The 22,550-nt window shown below is 61.0% G+C and carries 16 protein-coding genes, 1 tRNA gene, 1 pseudogene and 1 riboswitch; of the genes and pseudogenes, 1 reads left to right on the forward strand and 17 read right to left on the reverse strand.

Annotated elements, in window-relative coordinates:
- Nucleotides 1–52: 52 nt before the first annotated feature.
- From AB0P14_RS07770 to AB0P14_RS07830, 13 genes and pseudogenes are all read right to left on the reverse strand, one after another.
- Nucleotides 53–128 (reverse strand) — tRNA-Ala (locus tag AB0P14_RS07770).
- 112 nt (nucleotides 129–240) lie between these two features.
- Nucleotides 241–1,008: a histidine phosphatase family protein gene (locus tag AB0P14_RS07775; RefSeq protein ID WP_363840030.1), complete on the reverse strand. Its 768-nt coding sequence runs from the start codon at nucleotides 1,006–1,008 to the stop codon at nucleotides 241–243.
- Between the two features lie 46 nt (nucleotides 1,009–1,054).
- The gene (gene rsfS, locus AB0P14_RS07780; protein WP_363840033.1) at nucleotides 1,055–1,519 is read right to left on the reverse strand and encodes a ribosome silencing factor; all 465 of its coding nucleotides are present in this window, start codon (nucleotides 1,517–1,519) and stop codon (nucleotides 1,055–1,057) included.
- Between the two features lie 27 nt (nucleotides 1,520–1,546).
- Nucleotides 1,547–3,205 carry a hypothetical protein gene (locus AB0P14_RS07785; RefSeq protein ID WP_363840036.1) on the reverse strand — a complete coding sequence of 553 codons (1,659 nt, stop codon included), beginning with the start codon at nucleotides 3,203–3,205 and terminating at the stop codon, nucleotides 1,547–1,549.
- Nucleotides 3,205–3,888 (reverse strand): nicotinate-nucleotide adenylyltransferase, encoded by a 684-nt coding sequence (gene nadD / locus AB0P14_RS07790; protein ID WP_363840452.1) that lies wholly within the window; start codon nucleotides 3,886–3,888, stop codon nucleotides 3,205–3,207. The genes AB0P14_RS07785 and nadD overlap by 1 nt, the downstream gene beginning before the upstream one ends.
- A complete protein-coding gene (locus AB0P14_RS07795; protein WP_363840039.1) occupies nucleotides 3,881–4,126 on the reverse strand; it encodes a hypothetical protein in 246 nt (81 codons plus the stop codon). Before AB0P14_RS07795 ends, nadD begins: the two co-directional genes overlap by 8 nt.
- A gap of 431 nt (nucleotides 4,127–4,557) precedes the next feature.
- The gene (locus tag AB0P14_RS07800) at nucleotides 4,558–5,838 is read right to left on the reverse strand and encodes a glutamate-5-semialdehyde dehydrogenase (RefSeq protein ID WP_363840042.1); all 1,281 of its coding nucleotides are present in this window, start codon (nucleotides 5,836–5,838) and stop codon (nucleotides 4,558–4,560) included.
- A 75-nt stretch (nucleotides 5,839–5,913) separates the two neighbouring features.
- Nucleotides 5,914–7,056, reverse strand: a complete 1,143-nt coding sequence (proB, locus tag AB0P14_RS07805; RefSeq protein ID WP_363840045.1) for a glutamate 5-kinase — start codon at nucleotides 7,054–7,056, stop codon at nucleotides 5,914–5,916.
- Nucleotides 7,057–7,160: 104 nt separating this feature from the next.
- Nucleotides 7,161–8,681: pseudogene (gene obgE / locus AB0P14_RS07810) on the reverse strand (GTPase ObgE); the annotation flags it as partial.
- A 194-nt stretch (nucleotides 8,682–8,875) separates the two neighbouring features.
- Nucleotides 8,876–9,133: a 50S ribosomal protein L27 gene (gene rpmA, locus AB0P14_RS07815; protein ID WP_038462850.1), complete on the reverse strand. Its 258-nt coding sequence runs from the start codon at nucleotides 9,131–9,133 to the stop codon at nucleotides 8,876–8,878.
- A 60-nt stretch (nucleotides 9,134–9,193) separates the two neighbouring features.
- The gene (gene rplU, locus AB0P14_RS07820) at nucleotides 9,194–9,502 is read right to left on the reverse strand and encodes a 50S ribosomal protein L21 (protein WP_110106340.1); all 309 of its coding nucleotides are present in this window, start codon (nucleotides 9,500–9,502) and stop codon (nucleotides 9,194–9,196) included.
- Between the two features lie 397 nt (nucleotides 9,503–9,899).
- On the reverse strand, nucleotides 9,900–11,504 hold the full coding sequence (locus AB0P14_RS07825) for a bifunctional hydroxymethylpyrimidine kinase/phosphomethylpyrimidine kinase (RefSeq protein WP_363840049.1): 1,605 nt from the start codon (nucleotides 11,502–11,504) through the stop codon (nucleotides 9,900–9,902).
- Nucleotides 11,495–11,593, reverse strand: a riboswitch (TPP riboswitch). Its footprint overlaps the gene before it by 10 nt.
- A gap of 107 nt (nucleotides 11,594–11,700) precedes the next feature.
- Nucleotides 11,701–15,441 (reverse strand): Rne/Rng family ribonuclease, encoded by a 3,741-nt coding sequence (locus tag AB0P14_RS07830; RefSeq protein WP_363840052.1) that lies wholly within the window; start codon nucleotides 15,439–15,441, stop codon nucleotides 11,701–11,703.
- A gap of 372 nt (nucleotides 15,442–15,813) precedes the next feature.
- Here AB0P14_RS07830 and AB0P14_RS07835 point away from each other — a divergent pair, with 372 nt between their 5' ends.
- A complete protein-coding gene (locus AB0P14_RS07835; protein ID WP_363840055.1) occupies nucleotides 15,814–16,440 on the forward strand; it encodes a vitamin K epoxide reductase family protein in 627 nt (208 codons plus the stop codon).
- A gap of 166 nt (nucleotides 16,441–16,606) precedes the next feature.
- Here the strand turns inward: AB0P14_RS07835 and ndk are convergent, their stop codons facing one another.
- From ndk to ileS, 4 genes are read right to left on the reverse strand one after another with little or no spacing between them, the layout of a single operon-like run.
- Nucleotides 16,607–17,023 (reverse strand): nucleoside-diphosphate kinase, encoded by a 417-nt coding sequence (ndk, locus tag AB0P14_RS07840; protein ID WP_363840058.1) that lies wholly within the window; start codon nucleotides 17,021–17,023, stop codon nucleotides 16,607–16,609.
- A 43-nt stretch (nucleotides 17,024–17,066) separates the two neighbouring features.
- Nucleotides 17,067–17,531, reverse strand: a complete 465-nt coding sequence (locus tag AB0P14_RS07845; RefSeq protein WP_363840061.1) for a DUF4233 domain-containing protein — start codon at nucleotides 17,529–17,531, stop codon at nucleotides 17,067–17,069.
- Between the two features lies 1 nt (nucleotide 17,532).
- Nucleotides 17,533–18,915 (reverse strand): Mur ligase family protein, encoded by a 1,383-nt coding sequence (locus AB0P14_RS07850; RefSeq protein ID WP_363840064.1) that lies wholly within the window; start codon nucleotides 18,913–18,915, stop codon nucleotides 17,533–17,535.
- Nucleotides 18,916–22,191, reverse strand: a complete 3,276-nt coding sequence (gene ileS / locus AB0P14_RS07855; RefSeq protein ID WP_363840067.1) for an isoleucine--tRNA ligase — start codon at nucleotides 22,189–22,191, stop codon at nucleotides 18,916–18,918.
- Between the last annotated feature and the right edge of the window lie 359 nt (nucleotides 22,192–22,550).

Here is a 22,550-nt window from a genome sequence, read left to right on the forward strand (position 1 = left end):
TTGATATTTAGTTATAAACCACCGATTCAATGTTGCCACTCTTCGATGTGTTTGGTGGAGCTGAGGGGACTCGAACCCCTGACCCCCTGCATGCCATGCAGGTGCGCTACCAGCTGCGCCACAGCCCCAAACTCTTTATTGCCTTGATGCTTTTTCCTTGACCTGTCGGTCTTGGCTGAAGCAACCTGTCTATCCTAGAACACGTTTTGGCGTAGTGCCAAATCGGCGAGTTCTGGGGGTCTAATCCTCCACCGGTTCGGCAAGATCTTCAGGTGCTTCATACGGTTGCGGCAGAGTTCCAACGTTGTGTTCGAGCAACCGCCAGTGCCCAGTTTCGGCTCCGTCCACCGCCAACTGTGACGTTTCCACCACTGACCAATGGCAATTGGAAAGCCCGGAAAGGGTGCGCCACAGCGATTCGGGCAGACCGAGCAATTTGGCCAGGGCCACTCGCGTGGCTCCGCCGTGTGTTGTCACCACCAAGGTGCCCCCGTCGGGCAGTGAAGCCACTGCATCCAGGACAGCATCGACCATCCGCTGGGCTACTTCGCTTCTGGTCTCTCCCCCGCCCGCACGGACGCCGGGCTCATCACGCTGCCATAACTTGATTTGTTCGGGATAGGTGGAAGTAATCTCCGCAAAGGTTTTGCCCTCCCACTCCCCGCCATAGGTTTCCCTGAGTCGTTGATCCACGTGTACGGCACCGCCGGTCAGTGCCGCCAGCTCCTGCGCTGTGGAGAAGGCGCGGGAAAGATCTGAGGAGAGGATCTGTACAGGGTGTTCGGGAGCGCTGCTAGAACCGAGCTTGCCGGCCAGCAGGGCTGCAGCACGGCTGGCTTGTGAGAAACCAACCTCATCAAGAGGAATGTCACTTTGACCTTGGAAACGCCCAACAGCATTCCAAGAAGTACGGCCATGGCGCCAAAAAATGACCCGCCGGCGTGGACCGGCGGGCTGCAGGACTGAACGCCCAAGAGAGTGGTTGACCATCAATTGATAATGTCCCATCCAAAGCCCCTAACGGAGCAATTCAGAGTGCTAATTCTTTGTGTTGTTACTCCGCGGCCGGCGTAGCCGGTACTGCTGCGTCATCGGAGTCTGTGGACTTTGTCGCCTTAGCTGACCCAAGCAATTCAGCCGAGTTAGCGGAGGGGTCGGACTCTGCCAACTGCAGGTCAATAACCGGGCAGTCACCGTAGAGACGCTCCAGAGCATAGAAAACACGGTCTTCTTCGTGCTGGACGTGAACCACAATATCGGCGTAGTCAAGCAAGACCCAGCGTCCGCCTGAACGCCCTTCACGACGCACCGGACGTAGATCGAACTTGTGTAGCTCGTCTTCGATCCCGTCAACGATGGCGTTGACCTGACGCTCCGTGGGAGCGGAAGCGATGAAGAAGATATCCGTGATGGCCAGACGTTCGCTGACGTCAATAGCGATCACGTCCTGGGCCAGTTTGTCCGATGCGGCGCGCGCCGCAGCGCGTGCCAAGTCAATGGACTGTTGTGTTGCTGTCACTGGTGTTCCTTTGATTGTTGTAAAAACTTAGTTAAGAATATTAGTCAGGACCATGATGGCGCCAGCGACAAAGGCCGCGCCGCCGAGAATAATGCTGCCCCACTGAATCAAGAGATTTCGTTGAGTGCGCCGCAACCCAGCCGTCATGGCATCCAACGGTTCCATACCGTGGGCGTAGTCAGCTGGCATGGGCGGCATCTGTGAGCGCTGCACGGGAACCGGTTCAGCCGCTTCCTGTACCGGCTGAACTGCCGCGCGGATGGCAGGAGCGCTTTGATCCACTGCGGCCATGGCCTCAGCACGCTTGAGCGTGCTGCTTCGGCCACCCGTCAAGGGACGCTTCCCCGGACCAGGCCGGTGAGCGGCACGCGCTGCTACCGCAGCATCGAAACGTTCAGCATTGATATTCGGTACTGCCGGAACCGATGCACCATGGTTCTGGGTACCGGCATTATTCCCGGCTGTGGCAGCATCCAACGCTGCGGCAGGGGTGTCCGTAGCAGTGGCGCTGGTCTGGGCATTCACCAAGGCTTCCGTCATCGCCGGTCGGGCCGGGGTGGCCGGTGGCTGGCGGGGTGTGGACCGTGTCACGATCGGCACATGCGTGGTAGTGGGTGGCCGCAGCATGGGCCGTTCACTACCGGGAACCTCAATGAATTCCATGGGTGTGACCATGGCTAGGTTGTTCGTTGCAGTGGGATCAGCCGCTGGGCGGCGGTTCTTGACATTTTCCTGCGCCAACCGCTCGCGGGCTTGGGCACGCTGAGCCAAAATGGCCGCCCGTTCGGCTTCCGCCCGCTTTGCCGCTAGGGCCTCGAGCTCTTCGGGGCCTGGTGCCAGCGGTGGCCCAGCCGAGATTGGATAGTAGCTTCCGCCGGGGACCAATCCGGGCATGGGCGGAAGATTAGGGTCCTCACCAGCTACGGCTGTGTCAGCAACGGCACTGCCAGCCACTCCGTCACCCGGCGCACCCTGGGTTAGTCCGTTGTCCGCCGGAGCATTGCCTGGTTTGGTGGCTGGGGGGCTGGGTATCTTGGGGGCTGTCGCAGGCGCCGACGATGGCACGGCAGTTCCAGACGCGGCAGTTCCAGCAGTACCTACAGAAGAAGTGCCGCCAGCGATCGTGTCGGCGGCCACTGGTGCGGCACGGCGGCCTGCCCGGCTCCGCAGTCCCGTGGCAGGAGCGGAAACGTGCCCAAACGCAGAAGCAGAAGCAGCAGGAGTTGTCTGGACAGTGGCGGCCGCGGGCTCCGCCGTCTTAGCCTCTGCTGCTTCAACCGTCTGCAACTCCACGGCAGGGCCCTGCAAAGTCTGGGGTGAGGCAGGGCTTTTCTTGGCCATTGCAGTTACCGAAACTACCGGGTTGAGGGCAGTTATGGGGGCGCGTTCGGCGTCGAGTTGGGCTTGCCTCAGCGCTTTACGTGAGGGCAGTGGGCTCGGCTCTGGCGGATCAACGAGTCCCTTGTAGGCCCGCAAAGCCGCACGGTCACGTGCACGAATCTGTGAATCTCGTTCGCGCAACGGAATTGTTTCCGCGGCTTGAGGTGTTGGCTCTGGAGCAGCAGGGGCTGGCGAAACAGGTGCAATGCCAGCAGGCGCCGCGGTTACTCCCGGGGCGCCAGTGGTGTGCGCTGATTGTTCGCGCAGTTGCCTGCGGCTTCGAATCGGCTCAGTTTCCTTGCTCATTACTTACTCATTCGGTTCTCTTTAGTCACCGGCACTAGACCTGCGCCGGCATCTTTTACGGGTTCCACATACAGCCCATACTTGGCAATATATTGCACCACACCATCTGGAACCAGGTACCAAACGGGGTTTTGCTCTGCCACACGTTTACGGCAGTCAGTGGAAGAAATCGCCATGGCGGGCACTTCCAACAAGCTCACATCGGTGCGGCCTGCGTCATCGAGCACATGCCCCGGACGGGTGACCCCCACGAAATGCGCCAAGTCCCACAGCTCATCACTGTCTTTCCATGACATGATCTGGGCCATCGCATCGGCGCCCGTGATGAAGAACAGGTCCGCTTCAGGGCGCATCCTGCGCAAATCACGCAGTGTATCAATGGTGTAAGTCAGCCCTGGCCGGTCAATATCCACCCGGCTGACCGTGAACTGCGGATTCGCGGCCGTAGCAATCACTGTCATCAAGTAACGGTGCTCTGCGGCACTGACCTTGCCTTTGGCTTTCTGCCAAGGCTGACCAGTGGGAACAAAAATTACTTCATCAAGCTTGAAAACGCTCGCAACCTCACTGGCTGCGACAAGGTGACCATGGTGGATCGGATCAAACGTTCCACCCATGACTCCAACCCGGAGACGGTCCCGGGTACCTTCAACCGAAGATACCCGGGTTGTTTCCTCAGTGATTGGAGGACGCCGAGTCGTTGCCGTGCAGGTGCTTGTTGGTGTGCTGGCGGTGGGGGTCATCCGTTGCTTCAACAGCGGTGTGACGGTTGCCCAAGTTCATGAACGACACCGTGACACACATCAGCAGCAGCAGGAAGGCGAGCATGACACCGCCAATCACAAACGGCGGCGCAATCAATGGCGCAAGTTCGTGTTCTTCTGCGGCAGCAAGTACGACGCCGGCAAGCTGGGTCAGCATTATTTCTCCCCTTGGGTACGTGGCCGGGCGGTTATCTCGCCACCTCTGGCCGATTAGTGCATGTATTCCTTCTAATGGTACGTGCTATCGGCACGCTCGGCGGCACCGGCCGCGCCGTGTGCACCACACCAGCACGATTCTGATGGGTACACGTGGCTAGGCACACACTTTTTTACGGTGGCTATCCATTGAGTGGCCCCTGCTCAGCACGTCACAGTCTGGACAGACATTTCGACGTTGGGTATGGGCTTGAGAGGTTGGACGGCCGGGAACCCGCGGGTGCCCGCTCGGATCGGCACCACCATCGCAAAAGGGATGGCGCTACCCCACTCTTGTGTGGAGCTGCCCCACTATTTAGGTGCCCACATGATGAGGCAGGCCACAGCTCATCACCCCGGATCCACTCAATGGATAACCATCTTTTTCAAAGGTCAGCCGCGGACTTGCCCCTCGCCCTGAACGATCCACTTGGTGGTTGTCAGTTCGGTCAGGCCCATAGGTCCACGGGCATGGAGTTTTTGGGTAGAGATGCCAACTTCGGCGCCCAGCCCCAGCTCTCCCCCGTCGGTGAACCGTGTACTGGCGTTGACAATCACAGCTGCAGAATCAATCTCGGCAATAAACTTTTCTGCATTGCCAAGATCGTTGGTCAGTATTGCTTCAGTGTGTCCGGTGCTCCACGTGCGGATGTGTTTGATGGCTTCATCAAGAGAGTCGACCATTTTGACCGCCAAATCAAGGTCCATGTATTCGGTGGCCCAGTCCTCGTCGGTGGCAAGGTCCGCGGTGATACCAGCGGGCAACACCGCCTGGATGCGTTCGTCAACGTGCAGCCGGACCCCGGATTTGGTCAAGGCCGAAAGAACCGCGGAGAGCACCTTGGTGTCCTTGTGCACCAGCAGAGTTTCCACGGTGTTGCAGACGCTGGGGCGCTGGGTTTTGGCGTTGAGCAAAATATCTACGCTCATCTCTTCTTGCGCACTGGCGTCAATGAAGATATGAACGTTGCCCTCCCCTGTTTCAATGACGGGGACCGAAGAATTATTGACGACAGTTTGGATGAGTTCACGGCCGCCGCGGGGAATCAGCACGTCTACGGAACCTCGAGCCTTCATGATCAGATTGGCACCCTCACGGCCGAACTGATCCACAGACTGAACAGCGTCCGAGGGCAGACCTACTGAATCCAGAGCTTCACGCAGGATGCTCAGCAGGGCTTTGTTGGTGTTGGCGGCGGCGGTTCCACCGCGCAGGATGACGGCGTTGCCGCTCTTGAGTGCCAAGCCGGCGATGTCCACAGTCACGTTGGGACGGGCCTCATAGATCGCGGCCACAACACCCATGGGAACGTTGATCTGGCGCATGCGCAATCCATTGGGAAGGGTCTGGCCACGCACCACATTGCCGACGGGATCCGGCAGGGTGGCAAGGTTTTCCAGTGCGTCTGCCAAGCCCTGCATTCGTGGCTTGGTCAGGGTGAGGCGATCGAGCATAGGTGCTGACGTGCCATTTTCGCGACCCGCAGCCACATCCTTGGCGTTGGCTGCCAAGATGCTTTCTTGGTTCGCTAAGAGGGCTTTGGCGATGGCTCGCAACCCCTTGTCCTTCCAGGCACGGTTCGCTCCGGCCATACGGCGGGAGGCCCTGCGGGCACGGTCGGTGATCGCCCGAACGTCGGCGGCGATATCTAGTTCAACAATCTGCTCGGTCATGCCCCAAGTCTAAGGTACCGGTGCGCAGGGCGCTGTGATGCAGTCCGCAATCTGATCAGGCCAAACGGTTGCGAGTCAGCTATTAAGGAGCACCAGATCGTCAACGTGAACCACTTCACGCTCAAACTCGCGGCCAAGTTCCTTAGCCAAGGCTTTCGTTGACCGTCCCAGCATTTGCGGGAGGTCCGAATGCCGGTAGTTGACCAGACCGTGGGCAAAGACATTACCTTCGGAATCGCTGATCTCAACAGCGTCACCAGCATCAAAGTCTCCTGTCACGGCGGTGATGCCAGCGGGCAGGAGTGACTTGTGCCGTTCGCCCACAGCCCGGACGGCGCCGTCGTCGAGCACGAGCCGGCCTCGAATGTCCGCGAGGTGGGCCAGCCAGAGCATGCGCACCGGACGCTTGTTGCCGTTGATACCAAACCACGTGCCGACGTCTTCGCCAGCCAGCGCCAGCGCTGCCTGATCCGTGGAAGTAACCAGGGCCGGGATACCGGTTTCAGCCGCGATCAGGGCAGCCTGAACCTTGGTTGCCATGCCGCCGGTACCAACCCCGGCCTTGCCAGCGCTACCGATCACAATGCCTTCAAGATCCTCAGGAGAATCCACATTGCTGATGCGAGTGGCGCCTTCTGACGGCGGCCCATCGTAGAGCGAATCGACGTCGGAAAGTAGTACTAGCGCATCAGCCTTGACCAGGTGAGCCACCAAAGCGGCGAGCCTGTCATTGTCACCGAACCGGATCTCATGCGTAGCCACGGTGTCATTTTCGTTGACGATCGGCACTACGCCCAAGTGCAGCAGACGCTCCAAAGCCCGGTGGGCATTGACGTACTGATGCCGGCGCGAGAGGTCTTCAGCCGTCAGCAGGACCTGAGATGCAGTGACCCCGTGGGAGGTGAAGGCCCGGTTGTAGTGGGCCATCAGCAGACCTTGGCCCACACTGGCAGCTGCCTGCTGGGTAGCCAAGTCCTTGGGCCGCTTGGCCAGTCCCAGTGGCAGCAGGCCGGCAGAGATAGCACCTGAGGAAACCAGGATGATCTCAGTACCGGAGAGCTGACGCTGCGCCAACACAGCCACCAACTTCTCCAATGCTTCCTCGGAGATGCCGCCCGCAACAGAGGTCAACGATGAAGATCCCACCTTGACAACGATGCGAGCAGCCGTGGTCATCCGACTGCGTGAGGTAACTGAGCCCACCTGGTCTTGCCCCATAGTTCCCATTAGTCCTGCGTTGCACCTGTGTCGTCGGACGAACCTTCAGCGGCCATTTCTGCGGCAATGCTGTGCGCCTTGCTGGCGGTGCGGTTGTCACTGAGCTCGGTCCAGATACCCGCGTCCCGCTCGGCAGCCATTTCCGCGCGTGCAGCGGCCTTGGCGTCGCGGCGGTCCTGCTGTTCCTGGCGCTTCTGTGACCGTGTGGGGCGATCGCCCAAGTCGAGCAGACGAAGGTCAGTGCCGCGGGGAGCTGCCAAGTGCTCGGCCCCGCCCATCATGGTGGGCTCCCAGTCAAAGACCATACCGTTGTCCCCGCCAATGACCACGGTATCCCCGGGTGTGGCACCGATGCGGAAGAGTTCCTTCTCGACTCCGGCCTTCGCCAGCCGGTCTGCCAAGTAGCCGATCGCTTCCTCATTTTGGAAGTCGGTCTGCTCAACCCAACGCTCGGGCTTTTCGCCGCGAACACGGAACAACGGAGCCATGTTGCGCTCTTCGCGGTGGATTGTGAAGGAGGATTCATTGACTGCACGGGGGCGCAGGACAACCGGCTTCACCGTGGCAGGGGCATCGGCGAGGGCCTTGCGTGCTGTTGTGACAATTTCAGCCATGGCGAAGCCAAGCTGCTTCAGGCCCTCGTGGCTTGCCGCGGAGACTTCGAAGACGCGGTAGCCGCGGGCTTCCAAGTCAGCTCGGACAAATCCGGCCATGTCCCGGCCGTCAGGTGAATCAACTTTGTTCAGTGCAATCAGGCGGGGGCGGGCGTTCAGGGGAACCACGTCACCGTCGGTTCCTGCGAAGCTCATGTCGACGTCGTACCTGTCGAGTTCGCGCTCAATGATGGCCAGATCGGTGATGGGGTCGCGGTCAGCTTCAAGCGCGGCGCAGTCAAGGACGTGCACAATCGCGGCGCAGCGTTCTACGTGACGCAGGAAGTTGTGGCCCAAGCCCTTGCCTTCGCTGGCACCCTCGATCAGGCCGGGCACATCGGCCATGGTGAAGCGGACATCGCCAGCCTGGACAACGCCCAGGTTGGGGATCAGGGTCGTGAAGGGGTAATCGGCAATTTTGGGCCGGGCCGCAGACATGGCAGCGATGAGGCTGGATTTACCGGCGGAGGGGAAGCCCACCAAGGCAATGTCTGCAATGGACTTCAGCTCAAGGACAATGTCGGCCTCTGAGCCGGCAATACCCAACAGTGCGAAGCCCGGAGCCTTGCGCTTGAGTGAAGAAAGGGCATTGTTGCCCAGTCCACCCTGGCCACCGGCTGCAGCAATATATTCGGTGCCAATACCTACCAGGTCGGCGAGGACGTTGCCTTCACGGTCCTTGATGACTGTGCCATCGGGAACATCAAGGATCAGCGAGTTTCCGTCTTTTCCGTCGCGCCAGTCGCCCATACCGGGCTGGCCGTTGCCGCCGCGGCGGTGGGGTGCGTGGTGGAAGTCAAGCAAGGTGGTGGTTTGGTCGCTGACGCGGAAGATGACGCTACCGCCGTCGCCGCCCTTGCCGCCGTCGGGCCCGCCCAACGGCTTGAATTTTTCGCTGTGAACCGAGACGCAGCCATGGCCGCCAGTCCCGCCGGATACGTGCAGAACAACCCGGTCAACAAAGCTGGCCACTGAAATCTCCTTGAATAGAACTTACTATTTCGCACTAATTCTAGTCCCGGACGGAACTAGGGCCTGATGCCGGCCCATGGATGAAACTGAACAAAAACTGTATGGAACGCAATTAAATCTCAATAAAAATCACGCTGTGTTAAAAGCCAGTGGAGCGAGCCATGCGGCCCGCTCCACTGACAAAAGCTTTGGTATTAGACCGCAGCTGCAACGATGTTTACAACACGACGTCCACGACGTGTGCCGAACTCGACTGCGCCTGCGTCCAATGCGAACAGCGTGTCGTCCTTGCCACGGCCGACGCTAACGCCGGGGTGGAAGTGAGTGCCGCGCTGGCGAACGATGATTTCGCCAGCCTTGACAACCTGACCGCCGAAGCGCTTTACGCCCAGGTACTGAGCGTTGGAGTCACGACCGTTGCGAGTGGAACTCGCACCCTTTTTATGTGCCATTTGAAAATGCCTGCCTTTTTACTAAAAGTATCTAAGTGGATCGAACCGTCAGAGCGCTTATTAAGCGATTGAGGTGATCTTGACCTTGGACAGTTCCTGACGGTGACCCTGACGCTTCTTGTAGCCGGTCTTGTTCTTGAACTTCTGGATGACGATCTTCGGTCCACGAAGATCCTCCAACTTCTCAGCCGTAACCTTCACATTAGCCAGGTCCTTCGCGGCTGTGGTGAGCTTGTCACCATCAACCAGCAGCAGGGCGGGCAGCTCAAATGTGCTGCCGACTCCACCGGGGACGCGGTTCATGGTCACGTGGTCTCCTACGGAAACCTTTTCTTGACGGCCGCCTGCGCGGACAATCGCGTACACCACTGGGGAACTCACTTCTCTCGACGTTTATTACAAAGTTTTTATGCCAGCTTGGATCGTGTTTGACCCTTGCCAACCGCATGCGCCGCAGTTCAAGATTGAACCGCGCGGTGTGCATGCTACGTGCCTCAACGCCGTGGACCTCAATGGAGTTCTGCCATGGAGTGGTTGCCCTAGGTGTTGGCGTAAGCACCGAAGATCAAGAATACGCTAATTCCTGCTCCGGGAGCAAATGACGCTGATTCTTCGACCCGTGCAGCCTCGGATGGAACCTAAGATTTCATCCTTTGACCGCAGTGTCCGTAGAACCGCACTAAGCCACTTTAGCGCGAGTCTGGGAACAAAAGAGCATTTACGGGCAAGACTCGCCGTCTTTTTGCCCACGGGCAGGTGGTGTTAATCACCCAGCACCATGTGGAGGCTGCTGTGCATGGGCGTGGGGTGCCGCAAAGAAGTCCACCTCATACTGTGCTGAATGGGCAAAAGCCACCTTCATTCCAGCGCGCTCGCTCGCTGAACCACGGCAGGCAGCCTCGTCCAGAATGCTGATGGCGGTTTCTGTCGCCTGCGCGAAATCAGCGGAGGCATACGTTTGCAGCCAGGCGCCGTAAGGGTGCTCGGCAGGGCTCTTAGTGGAGTCTTCGCCAGTAAAAGCTAAGTAGTCGGCGTGCAGCATCGCACCCACGTCTGCATATAGCCAGTAGCAGGGCAGTACCGCGGCAACCACTTCTGCGTAGCTGCCGGAGAAGGCCACCGCTTGCAGATGATCAACGTAGTGCTTGGTGACGGGTCCTTGCGTCATCGCCTCAGCAGAGTTCACCGGGTAGTGGCTGAGCCAGTCGCGGTGCAGCGACATTTCCACCTCAAGGCAGTTCTGTGCTCCGGCGGCCCAGAACTTCTGCTCCGTTTCATTAGGCGCCAAGGCACTGGCTTTGGCCAGCACCCGTGAATAGCTTCCGAGGTAGAGGGCGTCCTGCCCAAGATAGTAGGCAAAGTGGTGGCGCGACAGCGTTCCTGCGGCAAGTTCTTTGATGAAATCTAGTGAGGCGATGGCGGCTCGTTGCTCAGCACAGTCCTGCCACAGTTCCCTACTGAAGCTGTTCTGCCGTGGCGTGGCGTTGGCCCATAGTTCGTGCAGGTGGTTGATGGGCCCTGGACCGCGTCCCACCCTCAGCTCACGGGAGGTTTCCAGTGCGTGGCCAAGCCAGTCCTTGGCATGGTCAATACTGATGCTCCAATCACCGGTCTGCGCTTGTAGTGTCGCCACAGCCGCTGAGAGCGAGCATCCTGTCCCGTGCGTGTTGGGCGTATCAATCCGTGGAGCACGGAACTCGTGGACGGTGCCATCGGCACTGACCAGTGCGTCCGGGCAGTCTGCACCGGGCAGATGCCCACCCTTGACCAGCACCCGAAGCTGGTGCGCGGCAGCCAGCTCCCGCCCCTGGGCAATGGCCCCATCCCAGCTCGTCGCCGCTGGCCGGCCCAACAGGGCTCCCAGCTCAGGAATGTTCGGGGTCACCAAGTGCACCAGCCCCAGCAAGGACAACATGGCGGTCAGTGCCTCCCTGTCCATGAGCGCATCTCCGCTGGTAGCCACCATCACCGGATCAAGTACGACGACGGGAGGCTGGGTTTGTTTCAGCCACTCCCCCACTGCTGTCACCACCTCTGCGGTACCCAGCATGCCGATTTTCACAGCGTCTATGGTGATATCTGCTGAAACTGCGGCCAGTTGAGCAGTCAGGAATGCTGCTGGCGGCGTGTGGATGCTGTGCACTCCTACCGTGTTTTGGGCGGTGAGTGCGGTGATGGCTGCCATGGCATAGCCGCCATGAGCGGAAATGGTTTTGATATCGGCCTGAATACCGGCTCCGCCCGAAGGATCGGAGCCGGCAATACTCAGAACTCGCGGATGTTCTAGCTGCAGCTGCTGCTGTGCTGCCGACTCGCGGCCAGCTGAAAACGCAGCTGGCGAAGCATCTGGAAAAAGTGCAGTGGTGTTCATCAGGACATCCCTTCGCCGGTGCTAACCGGGCAGGTTCAACGGGTATTGTCTCAGCCGGCCCTTGTAGCCTGGCACCCCGTGTCGCCCCCTACCCTAGCCTGCACCTCGGCTCACAACGAAAACTGGCCCGCAGCGGTGACACAAAAAGGTGCTTTTTGTGTCACCGCTGCGGGCCAGTTCAACCGAGCCGGGACTACTACAGCTCGGAAGCCGGAACTCCTACACCCAAAATGATGGGCTCGGCGTTCTTTTTGACGGCGGCTGCGGGAGCAGGGATCTCCGCTTTAGCGCTGCTATGCGGTGTGGAACCCTGAGCTGCAGGGACCGCATCGACGGTCTCTACCGTCATGTCAGCTCCACCCTGAGCGCTACGGGCGCTACGGTTGCGCCGGCCACGACGTGCGCGCGATCGGTTTCCACCTGAATCGGCACCGTCATGGGCTGATTCCTGGCTGGGGGCAGCGAGCTGATCCAACGCCTGAGTCAGACCAGCCAAGGCTGCTGCCTGATCAGCATTGTTGGGCTGCGCAAAGCCACTGCTTTCGCTGCGGTGTCCACGCGGCAGTTCAATGGCTTCCCCACCAAGGGTGAGAGTGGCAGAGTCGGCAGAGTCGTGCTGCTGGGCAGACTCCCCTGCTGCTGTTCCTGCTGTTCTACCTTCAGCGTGCTGCTCAGGAGCGTGCTCGTGGTGCGTAGCGGCAGCTGCCGCTGCAATGTTCGCCAGAGCGGTGCGGGCTTCGTGAGCCTTTTGTGCCTTAGCTGCGTCGCTCAACTCTTCAACCACCGGGGTGGTTACTTCTTCTTGCTCTTGCCCGTCCTGATGTCCACGGTTGCGGTTACGCTTACGTTCACTGCGAGTTGACCGGTTAGCCGTGCGCTCGGGTTCGCGCTGTTCCTGCTTGGGCGCGTGGATCTGAGCTGCTTCGAGGGCCGGGGAATGCGTGCGGCGGTGCTCCACGGGGATCTCGTGCGTGACCATGCCACGACCGGCACAGGTGCCACACTGCTCGCCGAAGACTTCCAGCAAGCCGGTACCCATGCGCTTGCGCGTCATCTGCACCAGACCCAGCGAGGTGACCTCGGCAACTTGGTGCTTGGTCCGGTCGCGGCCCAGGCACTCAACCAGACGGCGTAGCACTAGATCGCGGTTGGATTCCAAAACCATGTCGATGAAGTCAATGACGATGATCCCGCCAATGTCGCGCAAACGCAGCTGACGAACCACTTCCTCGGCGGCTTCAAGGTTGTTCTTGGTGACAGTTTCTTCCAGGTTTCCGCCGGAGCCGGTGAACTTGCCGGTATTGACGTCCACCACGGTCATGGCTTCGGTGCGGTCAATGACCAGCGAGCCGCCAGAGGGCAAGAAGACCTTGCGCTCAAGTGCCTTGTTGATTTGCTCGTCAATGCGATGTGCGGCGAAAATATCCTCGGACTTGGTCCACTTCTCGAGGCGATCCAGCAGATCAGGGGCCACATATGTCACATACGCTTCGATGGTGTCCCACGCGTCTTCACCGGAGACGATGAGCTTGCTGAAGTCTTCATTGAAGACGTCGCGAACCACCTTGATAGTCAGATCAGGTTCGCCGTACAGCATTTCTGGAGCCAGCGTCTTCGTAGAATCAGCGCGGCTATTGATGCCTTCCCACTGCGCACGCAGACGGTTGATGTCATTGGTGAGCTCTTCCTCACTAGCACCTTCGGCTGCGGTACGAACAATGACGCCAGCGTTCTCCGGCAGGTGATCCTTCAGGACACGCTTGAGGCGGTTACGTTCGACGTCGGGCAGCTTACGTGAGATGCCTGTCATGGAGCCACCGGGCACAAACACAAGGTAGCGGCCGGGCAGGGAAATCTGGCTGGTCAGGCGGGCACCCTTGTGGCCCACCGGGTCTTTGGAGACCTGCACCAGGACGGAGTCGCCGGACTTGAGCGCATTTTCGATGCGGCGCGGCTGGCCGTTGAGGTTAGCGGCATCCCAGTCAACTTCACCGGCGTACAGAACGGCGTTGCGGCCGCGCCCAATGTCGACGAAGGCGGCTTCCATGCTCGGCAGCACGTTCTGGACCTTGCCCACGTAGACGTTGCCGATCAAGGAGTCCTGCTGGGTTTTTGACACGAAGTGCTCGGCCAAGATGCCGTCTTCGAGGACACCGATCTGGATCCGGTCATCGGCTTGGCGGACCACCATGACGCGGTCAACAGATTCGCGGCGAGCCAAGAACTCGGCCTCGGTGATGACCGTGCGGCGGCGGCCGGAGTCGCGGGAATCGCGGCGGCGCTGCTTCTTCGCTTCCAAACGCGTGGAGCCGCGCAAGCTCGTGACGCGGTTGCTGACGCCAGCTGCGGACTCGGTGGGCACGCGGGGGGCACGGACCCGGGTCACCGTGTTGGGCGGGTCTTCATCGCTACCGCCGGTCAGTTCCAGATCCTGGTCACCACGGCGGCGACGGCGACGACGGCGGGAGGTCACGCCGTCGTCCGAGCCATCATGGTCATTTTCAGAAGTCTCGATGTCCTCGGTGCTTTCACCAGCGTCAGCATCACTCGCACGCGGGCGGCGGTTGCGATTCCGGTTGCGGCCGCGCTGCTCGGTGTCTGTGCCGGAGCGCTGGTTGTCACCGTTGTCGCCGTCCGAGCCATCCTGGACAGTGGCTGCGGGCACAGCCAAGCTGAGATCCGGTGCCAAGAACAGTGCCGAGATGCCGGCATCTGGTGCCAAGAACAAGGACTCCGTTACATGCGCGGGGTGATCCTGAACTGCAGCCGTGGCAGGTGCAGTAGTGGCGGAGACGGTCGTGTCAGCGGAGGTGCTCGTGTTGGGCTCAGTCGCAGCAGGCTCAGCCGACGCTGCTTCTTCGGCCGGAGTTTGCGCTGCAACAGGATCAGTTGCGGGACCGGCAGCTTTCGTGGCAGTTCGACGGCGGCCACGGGTGACCCGGGGAGCCGCAGCAACACTCTCGGCGCCGGCAGTCTCCGCGGCTGCAGTCTCGGACGGAGTGGAATCTACCGCAGCTGAGGTGTTCGTGGTGTCAGTGGCCTGAGTACTATGCTCCGGTGCGGATTCCTGAGCAGCTGCAGCTGTCGCGGCCGAAGAGGCTGCGGCCGGGGCACCAGCCTTGGCGGCGGCGCGGCGAGCAGGCGCCCTCCGTGTGGAACGGCTGGCTGCCGGGGCTGCATCGGCGGCGGCGCTAGTAGAGGACTCCTCCGCAGCGGTTGCGGTGGCCTGAACGTCGGCGGCAACAATTCCGGTGGCGGCAACCTCAGCCGCAATAGCTTCGGTGGCGGCAACCTTGGTGACAGGTGCCTTGGCTGCTCGGCTGCGCCGAGCCGGGGCCTTCTTGACCGGAGTTGTTTCAGTCTGCGAAACCTCAGCCTGAAGGGCTTCGGTCTGCCCAGCAGCTGCCGGCTCCTCGCCTGCCAAGCTCAGCTCGCCCTGCCCGGCAACCTCAGCCGAAACAGGAGCAGTGACAGGGGCACTGGCGCGGCGGCGGGTGGTCTTCTTGACGGGAGCCGTGACAGGAGCCGTGGCGTCCGTGGCAGCTACCTCGGCGATGGCATCGAGCAGCGACGGGCCGGCAGCCTTGGTTTCGGCAGCCTTGGTTTCGGTGGCTTTGGCTGCGGCACTGTTCGTGTCAGCGTTCGTGTCAGCGGCGGAAACTGCGACAGCCGGAGCTGCATCAGCGGCGGTTTCGGTCTTCTTAGCCCGGCTGCGTCGCACGGGGGCTTTCTTGACAGGGGCGGCGGCCTCGGCCACTTCAACCGGCGCAACCGCAGCAGCTGCCTCAACAGGAGCTTTAGCAGCGGCTGTTGCAGCAGCGTTGGCACCGGGGCTGGTCACTGCTGAGGTGGCGCGGCGCGATCGCGTGGCACGAGCCTTAACCGGAGCTACCTGCGCAACATCTGTGTTGTCGAGTGTGGGTTGTTCATTTTCCATTGTGGGCATTACCTTCGCGCCGAATCGGCACCCCCACATCGGGTGCCAAGTTCGGCCGATGTGCCAACACCCTCGGGCGTTGACGGAAGTCGTCTAATTACTTTTCAGGCGGCACCAACTTGATGGGTGCGCAAGCTCTGAAAAGCCAATGGTTTGCGAGAAACGTGGCTGGTGGATGGCTGCACACGAGGCAGCTTCTTCTCCAGCAGCCCGTGGGCGTGCCATTGGACCGAAAGGCGCATGTGGATCACCAACCAGCCGAACCCATTGTCTCATACGAGCCTGTCCATCCCACGATTCCGCGCAGGGCGCGCCTAGATTCACGCGCTACAATCAGGACACAATCACGCCGCTCGCGAGGAATAGGACTCCATGCCCAGCACCAACGTTTCCACCAGTGATCCCGCAGATCTGGACAAACCAGCCATGGCCCGGGCCAAACCGTTTGGCTGGTTGCTGGTCATCACCGGAGTCATTGCGTGGATCGCGTCCTTCACTTTGGTGATGGAACGGCTGCACTTGTATGTGGACCCCAATGCGTCAGCCAGCTGTGATTTCAATTCCTGGATCTCCTGCAGCGATGTCATGAAGACACCTGAAGCCGCACTTCTGGGCTTCCCCAATCCGTTCATTGGAATCTGCGCCTTTGCCGTCGTGATCACCATTGGCGTGGTCCTGCTGGCCGGCGCACGCATGAACCGCTGGTTCTGGATCTGCGTGCAGATCGGCATCACTGCCGGCATGGCCTTGGTGTGCTGGTTCTGGTTTACAGCCTTGTACACGCTGGCCGTACTGTGCCCCTACTGCATGATCGTGTGGTCCATGATGATCCCGATCTTTGTGTTCACTACGCTGCGCAATGTGAACCACGGCGTGATCCCCGCCCCGGCGGCACTGACCAAAGTCCTCAACGAATGGGCTTGGGTGATCGTCGGCCTGCTCTACATTGCAGTGCTGGCCTCCATCTTCTTCCGCTTCATGCACGCCATCATCGGCTAAAACACACACCTACGCTTAAAGCATCTGCGCTTAAAGTTCGACGGCGGGTGGTCACCTTTGTAAAAAAGGTGACCACCCGCCGTCGAACTTTATAGGGGTGCTGGGCCCACGCTCGCCAGGTTCCCGGGAAATCGTGCCAGCGATTTACTGGGCCGGCGAGTGGGGACTAGGCGAACCAGATGCCGATCTCACGCTCGGCGGACTCTACGGAGTCTGAGCCGTGGACCAGGTTTTGCTGCACCTTCAGGCCCCAGTCGCGACCGAAGTCGCCACGGATGGTGCCCGGAGCGGCGGTGGTGGGATCGGTGGTGCCAGCCAGTGCGCGGAAGCCTTCGATGACGCGGTGGCCCTCGAAGATCGCGGCAACAACCGGGCCGGAGAGCATGAACTCAACCAGAGGCTCGTAGAAGGGCTTGCCCACGTGCTCCTCGTAATGTGCCTGCAGCTGCTCGCGGGTGGGGGTGACCTTCTTCAGCTCAGCCAGGGTGTAGCCCTTGGCTTCGATGCGGGCCAACACGGCACCGGAGAGGTTGCGTGCCACGCCGTCGGGCTTCACAAGGACAAGAGTGCGCTCAATGCTCACAGATAACTCCAATAACTAGATAAAAAGGACGATCAATAACAGCTTACTTGGACGGCTCGTCCGGGGCAGGTTCTTCCGGTGCAGACTCTGCGGGATGGGCTGCATCCCACTCGGCCTGAGCCTTGGCCCGGACAGCGTTCTCACGATCAATCTTGGCACCGCCGAACAGGGCATACCACCAGGCGACCGCGAAGAGCACGCCCACTACGAACATGGAGGGCTCCCAGAAACCGCCGGCGATCAGCAGCAGTTGCAGGATCCAACCAAAGGCTACGCCCCAGGTCTTGCGGACCACACCGCAGGCGAGGATCAGCAGCACAGCCAATACGGCGGCAGCGATGAGATAAGCCGGGTTCTTGTCCTTGAGGCCGAACAGTGCCAGGCCCAAGAACAATGCCACGAAGGCCTCGAGCATCAGCACCACCGAGGCGAACATGGTCTTCGTGGAGCGCAACTTCTTGGGCGTATTAGGCCGCCATTCGCGCTGGGCCTTAGTCAGTTTTGCCATGTCAGGCGCCTTCCTTTTCGCCGGGGCGGCCCAAGAGGATCCGGGCCTCGCCCACCAGGGTGATGGAGCCGGTGATCAAGACGCCGCCGGCGAGGTCATTGTTGGCTTCGGCGCGTTCAACGGCCCACTCGATGGCGTCGTCGAGCTTCTCGGCAATGTGAACGTCTTCCTCATCCCAGCCTAGGTCGACGGCGAGTTCGGCCAGTTCCGCGGCCGGGATGGCACGCGGGGAGTTGGACTGGGTCAGGCACAATTCCTGCGCTTCATCCCCGTACGCTTCCTTGAGGGAGTTCAGGATTTCCTCGGCGTCCTTTTCGACTAGGACACCCAGAACCACCACGAGCTTGCTGAAGGCAAAGGACTCCTGCAGTGCGGCGGCGCTGGCGGCAATGCCTGCCGGGTTGTGCGCAGCATCGACCACGATGGTGGGCGAGGTGCGCATGACCTCAAGACGGCCGGGTGAGGTGGCGGCGGCGAAGCCTTCCTGGACCAGCTCGTGGTTGAGTTCCTTCTCTCCCCCGCCCAAGAATGCTTCCAATGCCGCAAGTGCGACGGCGGCATTCTGGGCTTGGTGTTCACCGTGCAGCGGGAGCAAGATCCCCGGGTAGCGGCCGGCCAGACCCTGCAGGTCCAGCTGTTGCCCACCCACGGCAACTGTGCGTGATTCCACACCGAACTCCACCCCTTCAAAGCGGAAGTCGGCATGCTTTTCGCGGGCTTTTTCGAGGATGACCTGGGCAGCATCCTGTGGCTGGGCGGCGCTGATGACGAACGCGCCTTCCTTGATGATGCCAGCTTTCTCCTCCGCGATGAGGCCGGTGGTGTCACCCAACAGCTCGGTGTGGTCGAGGGAGATGGGGGTAATGACAGCAACTTGGCCATCTCCCACATTGGTGGCATCGGTGATGCCGCCCAAGCCGACTTCCATGACGGCTACATCTACCGGCTGATCGGCAAAGATCGCGAAGGCGAGGATGGTCAGGCACTCGAAGAACGTCAGGCGGTTTTCGCCCGCTGCTTCAAGTTCGGCGTCGACAATCTCGAGGTAGGGGCGGATTTCGTCCCAGATCCGCACAAACGTCTCGTCGCTGACGGGAGCCCCGTCAACGCTAATGCGTTCGGTGACCTTCGTCAGGTGCGGGCTGGTGTAACGGCCCGTGCGCAGATCGTGAGCCAGCAGGCCACATTCGATCATGCGTGCCGTGGAGGTTTTTCCGTTGGTTCCGGTGATGTGGATGATGGGGAACGCCTTGTTGGGGTCACCCAAAATATCCATGGCACGGACCAAGGGAGCCAGACGCGGTTCCATCTTGTTCTCCGGGGCGCGGCCCAAGAGTTCGGCGTAAACGCTCTCCACCGAGAATTCGTCGTGGTTAGCAGTCATCTAAGACACTGTCCGTTCAACTGTGATGGTGGTTTCAACGTCACCGGGGATGAGTTCAAGCTTCAGTGTCAGGGTTTCACTCTTGACCAATTCAGCGTTGGCATGCAGGGCGTCGATGATGTCCTGCGGGGCGCTGATGACGGTGCGAATCCGGTCGCTGACCTGCAGGCCGGTGTCTTTACGTGCCTGCTGGATGGCACGGACCATATCGCGAGCCGTACCCTCAGCCTCGAGCTCGGGGGTCAACTCGGTGTTGAGCACCACGAAGCCGCCACCGGGCAACATCGCAACGGCACTCTTGCCGCCGTCGGCCGCGTCGGCAACAACTGTCTCCAGCGTGTACTCGGACTCTTCCAAGGTCAGTCCGCCGGCCGTGACGACACCATCGGTGACGGACCAATCGCCGGACTTGGAGCCCTTGATGGCGAGCTGGACGTTCTTGCCCAGGCGGGGTCCAGCGGCACGGGCGTTGACCACGAGCTTCTGGGAGATGCCGAACTCTTCCGGGGAAGCGACAGTGGCATCAACGAAGCGAACATTGCGGATATTGAGTTCGTCCTTAACGATGTCAGCGGCAACACTCAGGTTGAAGTTGGATGTGACGACGGTCAATTCCTGCAGAGGCTGACGCACCCGCAGGTTGGCAGCCTTGCGCAAACTCGAACCGATGGAACAAATCTGGCGTACTCGGTCCATGCCTTCAGCCAAGTCCGCATTAGGCAGGAACAGGTCGGCGTTGGGCCAGTCGGTCAGGTGCACGGAGCGCCCACCGGTGAGACCGCGCCAGACTTCCTCGGTGACCAGCGGCAGCAGGGATGCGCCGACGCGGCACACTGTTTCCAGTGCCGTGTAGAGCGCGTCGAAGGCGTCCACGTTCTCGTCAAAGAAGCGGTTGCGGCTGCGGCGGACGTACCAGTTGGTGAGCATGTCGAAGTAGCTGCGCAGGGAGTCGCAGGCGCCGGAGACGTCATACTCGTTGAGCTTGGCTTCCACCTCGCGCACCAGGTCGCCGGTGTTGGCCATCAGGTACTGGTCCATGGGGTCGGAGTAGTCGTCGTAGCGCAGCTTGGCATCGTAGCCCTTGCCCTCGTTGGCGGTATTCGCGTAGAGGGTGAAGAAGCTGTAAACGTTCCACAGCGGCAGGATGACCTGGCGGACACCCTCGCGGATGCCCTGTTCGGTGACCACCAGGTTGCCACCGCGCAGGATGGGGCTGGCCATCAGGAACCAGCGCATGGCGTCGGCGCCGTCGCGGTCCAGCACCTCGGAAACATCCGGGTAGTTGCGCAGGGACTTGGACATCTTCTGCCCGTCGGAGCCCAGGACGATGCCGTGGCTGATGACGTTCTTGAACGCCGGGCGGTCAAAGAGTGCCGTGGAGAGCACATGCAGCATGTAGAACCAGCCGCGGGTCTGGCCGATGTACTCGACGATGAAGTCGGCCGGGTTATGGGTGTTGAACCAGTCCTCGTTCTCGAACGGGTAGTGGACCTGGCCGTACGGCATGGAGCCGGAATCGAACCAGACATCGAGCACATCTTCCACGCGGCGCATGGTGGACTTGCCGGTGGGGTCATCCGGGTTGGGGCGGGTCAGCTCGTCGATGAACGGGCGGTGCAGGTCCACTGCGCCTTCCTTGTTCAGGGGCAGGCGGCCAAAGTCGGCCTGCATCTCGGCCAGGGAACCGTAGACGTCGGTGCGCGGGTATTCGGGGTCGTCGGACTGCCACACCGGGATGGGGGAACCCCAGTAGCGGTTGCGGGAGATGGACCAGTCGCGGGCGTTGGCAATCCACTTGCCGAACTGGCCGTCCTTGACGTTGCCGGGGATCCAGTTGATGTCCTGGTTCAGCTCCACCATGCGGTCCTTGAACGCGGTGACTTCCACATACCAGGAGGAAACGGCACGGTAGATCAGGGGTGTGCGGCAGCGCCAGCAATGCGGGTAGCTGTGCACGTAGCTGGCCTGGCGGACCAGGCGGCCGGCGTCCTTCACGACGCGCGTGATGGTCTTGTTGGCGTCAAAGACCTGCACGCCAGCGATCTCACTCAACGGGCCGTTCGCAAACAGGGGCAGGAACTTGGCGCCCTCATCGATCGAGAGGACAACGGGGATGCCGTACGCCTCGCAGACCTTCTGGTCCTCTTCACCGTAGGCCGGAGCCTGGTGGACGATTCCGGTACCGTCGGTGGTGGTGACGTAATCGGCCAGCAGGAACTGCCAGGACTTAGCGGTGCCGTACTTCTCGTCGTCGGCAAAGTAGTCCCACAGGGGCTCATACTTGAGGCCTTCAAGCTGGGCACCCGTGTAGCTGGCGGTGACAGCGGCAGTCGCGGCAGCACCGTCGTCGTACCCCAAGTCCTTGGCGTGCGCGGCAACGAGGTCAGCGGCCAGCAGGAACTTCTCCGCGGTGGCGCCCAGGGTGACCCCGTTGGGACCGGCAGGGACCACGGAGTAGCTGACCTTGGGCCCAACAGCGAGGGCCTGGTTGGTGGGCAGGGTCCAGGGCGTGGTGGTCCAGGCGATGGCAGCGACGCCGGCCAACTCCTGCGAGATGGCCGATTCGCCAGTCAGGATGGGGAAGGTGACGGTGACTGTCTGGTCCTGACGGTCCTTGTAGACGTCGTCATCCATGCGCAGCTCGTGGTTGGAAAGGGGCGTCTCATCCTTCCAGCAGTACGGCAGCACACGGTAGCCGTTGTACGTGAGCCCCTTGGAGTGGAGCTGCTTGAAGGCCCAGAGGACGGACTCCATGTACTCGACGTTGAGCGTCTTGTAGTCGTTGTCGAAGTCCACCCAGCGGGCCTGGCGGGTGACGTATTCCTGCCATTCGCCGGCGTACTTCATGACGGAGGAGCGGCAGGCGTCGTTGAACTTGTCGATGCCCATGGCCTCGATCTGGGCCTTGTCCGTCATGCCCAGCTGCTTCATGGCTTCCAGCTCAGCGGGCAGGCCGTGGGTGTCCCAGCCGAAGCGGCGCTCCACGCGGTGGCCGCGCTGGGTCTGGTAACGGGCTACCAGGTCCTTGACGTAGCCCGTGAGCAGGTGGCCGTAGTGCGGCAGGCCGTTGGCGAAGGGAGGGCCGTCGTAGAAGACGAACTCGTTTGACCCATCTTCACCGGCATCCCGGGCATCAATGCTGGCCTGGAAAGTGCCGTCTTCGTCCCAGTACTTCAGGACGAGTTCTTCCACCTTCGGGAAATTCACGGAGGAGGGAACGTGCTTGGATTCGGCGTGGAGGCCGGCGGCGGCAGAGGCCTTCGGGAAGTGGGTCATCACATCATCCTGGTTGTGGGTGTTCAGGTTCAGGATGCAAGGACGGCTTGCGCCGCGGTACCACCTCGCTTACCGTCCCTTCGCCTTTCGACTTGCGTCGAGGGCGCTGGTGCGGCCGCTCATTAGCTGCTGTGACGGGCTTACCCGTCCGGTTCTACTTGCTTTGCGGGGCGCGCGGCGTTCTTCCGGAAGCTCACCGGTGATAGCCGGGTCGAAGCTTTGTTCCTCATTCTACCGGATACTTGCGCGGGGCTAGGACTGGAGCGGCCTTCACCGCCCGGTCCCGGCCTGCTCTGGCCCGGCCTTCACCGACCCGGCCTTCACCGACCCGTGACAAAAGGCTGCTTTGAGCGTTCTAA

It is taken from the genome of Specibacter sp. NPDC078709, assembly GCF_040686795.1.
GTDB lineage: Bacteria > Actinomycetota > Actinomycetes > Actinomycetales > Micrococcaceae > Specibacter.

Bases quoted from the DNA above. Each gene is read 5' to 3' on its own strand.
- proB (WP_363840045.1), bottom strand. From the start codon at position 7,056: ATGGGGCAAGACCAGGTGGGCTCAGTTACCTCACGCAGTCGGATGACC.
- AB0P14_RS07785 (WP_363840036.1), bottom strand. From the start codon at position 3,205: ATGAGCAAGGAAACTGAGCCGATTCGAAGCCGCAGGCAACTGCGCGAA.
- AB0P14_RS07835 (WP_363840055.1), top strand. From the start codon at position 15,814: ATGCCCAGCACCAACGTTTCCACCAGTGATCCCGCAGATCTGGACAAA.
- rpmA (WP_038462850.1), bottom strand. From the start codon at position 9,133: ATGGCACATAAAAAGGGTGCGAGTTCCACTCGCAACGGTCGTGACTCC.
- AB0P14_RS07800 (WP_363840042.1), bottom strand. From the start codon at position 5,838: ATGACCGAGCAGATTGTTGAACTAGATATCGCCGCCGACGTTCGGGCG.
- AB0P14_RS07850 (WP_363840064.1), bottom strand. From the start codon at position 18,915: ATGACTGCTAACCACGACGAATTCTCGGTGGAGAGCGTTTACGCCGAA.
- ileS (WP_363840067.1), bottom strand. From the start codon at position 22,191: ATGACCCACTTCCCGAAGGCCTCTGCCGCCGCCGGCCTCCACGCCGAA.
- AB0P14_RS07825 (WP_363840049.1), bottom strand. From the start codon at position 11,504: ATGAACACCACTGCACTTTTTCCAGATGCTTCGCCAGCTGCGTTTTCA.
- AB0P14_RS07830 (WP_363840052.1), bottom strand. From the start codon at position 15,441: ATGGAAAATGAACAACCCACACTCGACAACACAGATGTTGCGCAGGTA.
- AB0P14_RS07845 (WP_363840061.1), bottom strand. From the start codon at position 17,531: ATGGCAAAACTGACTAAGGCCCAGCGCGAATGGCGGCCTAATACGCCC.
- AB0P14_RS07775 (WP_363840030.1), bottom strand. From the start codon at position 1,008: ATGGGACATTATCAATTGATGGTCAACCACTCTCTTGGGCGTTCAGTC.
- AB0P14_RS07795 (WP_363840039.1), bottom strand. From the start codon at position 4,126: ATGCTGACCCAGCTTGCCGGCGTCGTACTTGCTGCCGCAGAAGAACAC.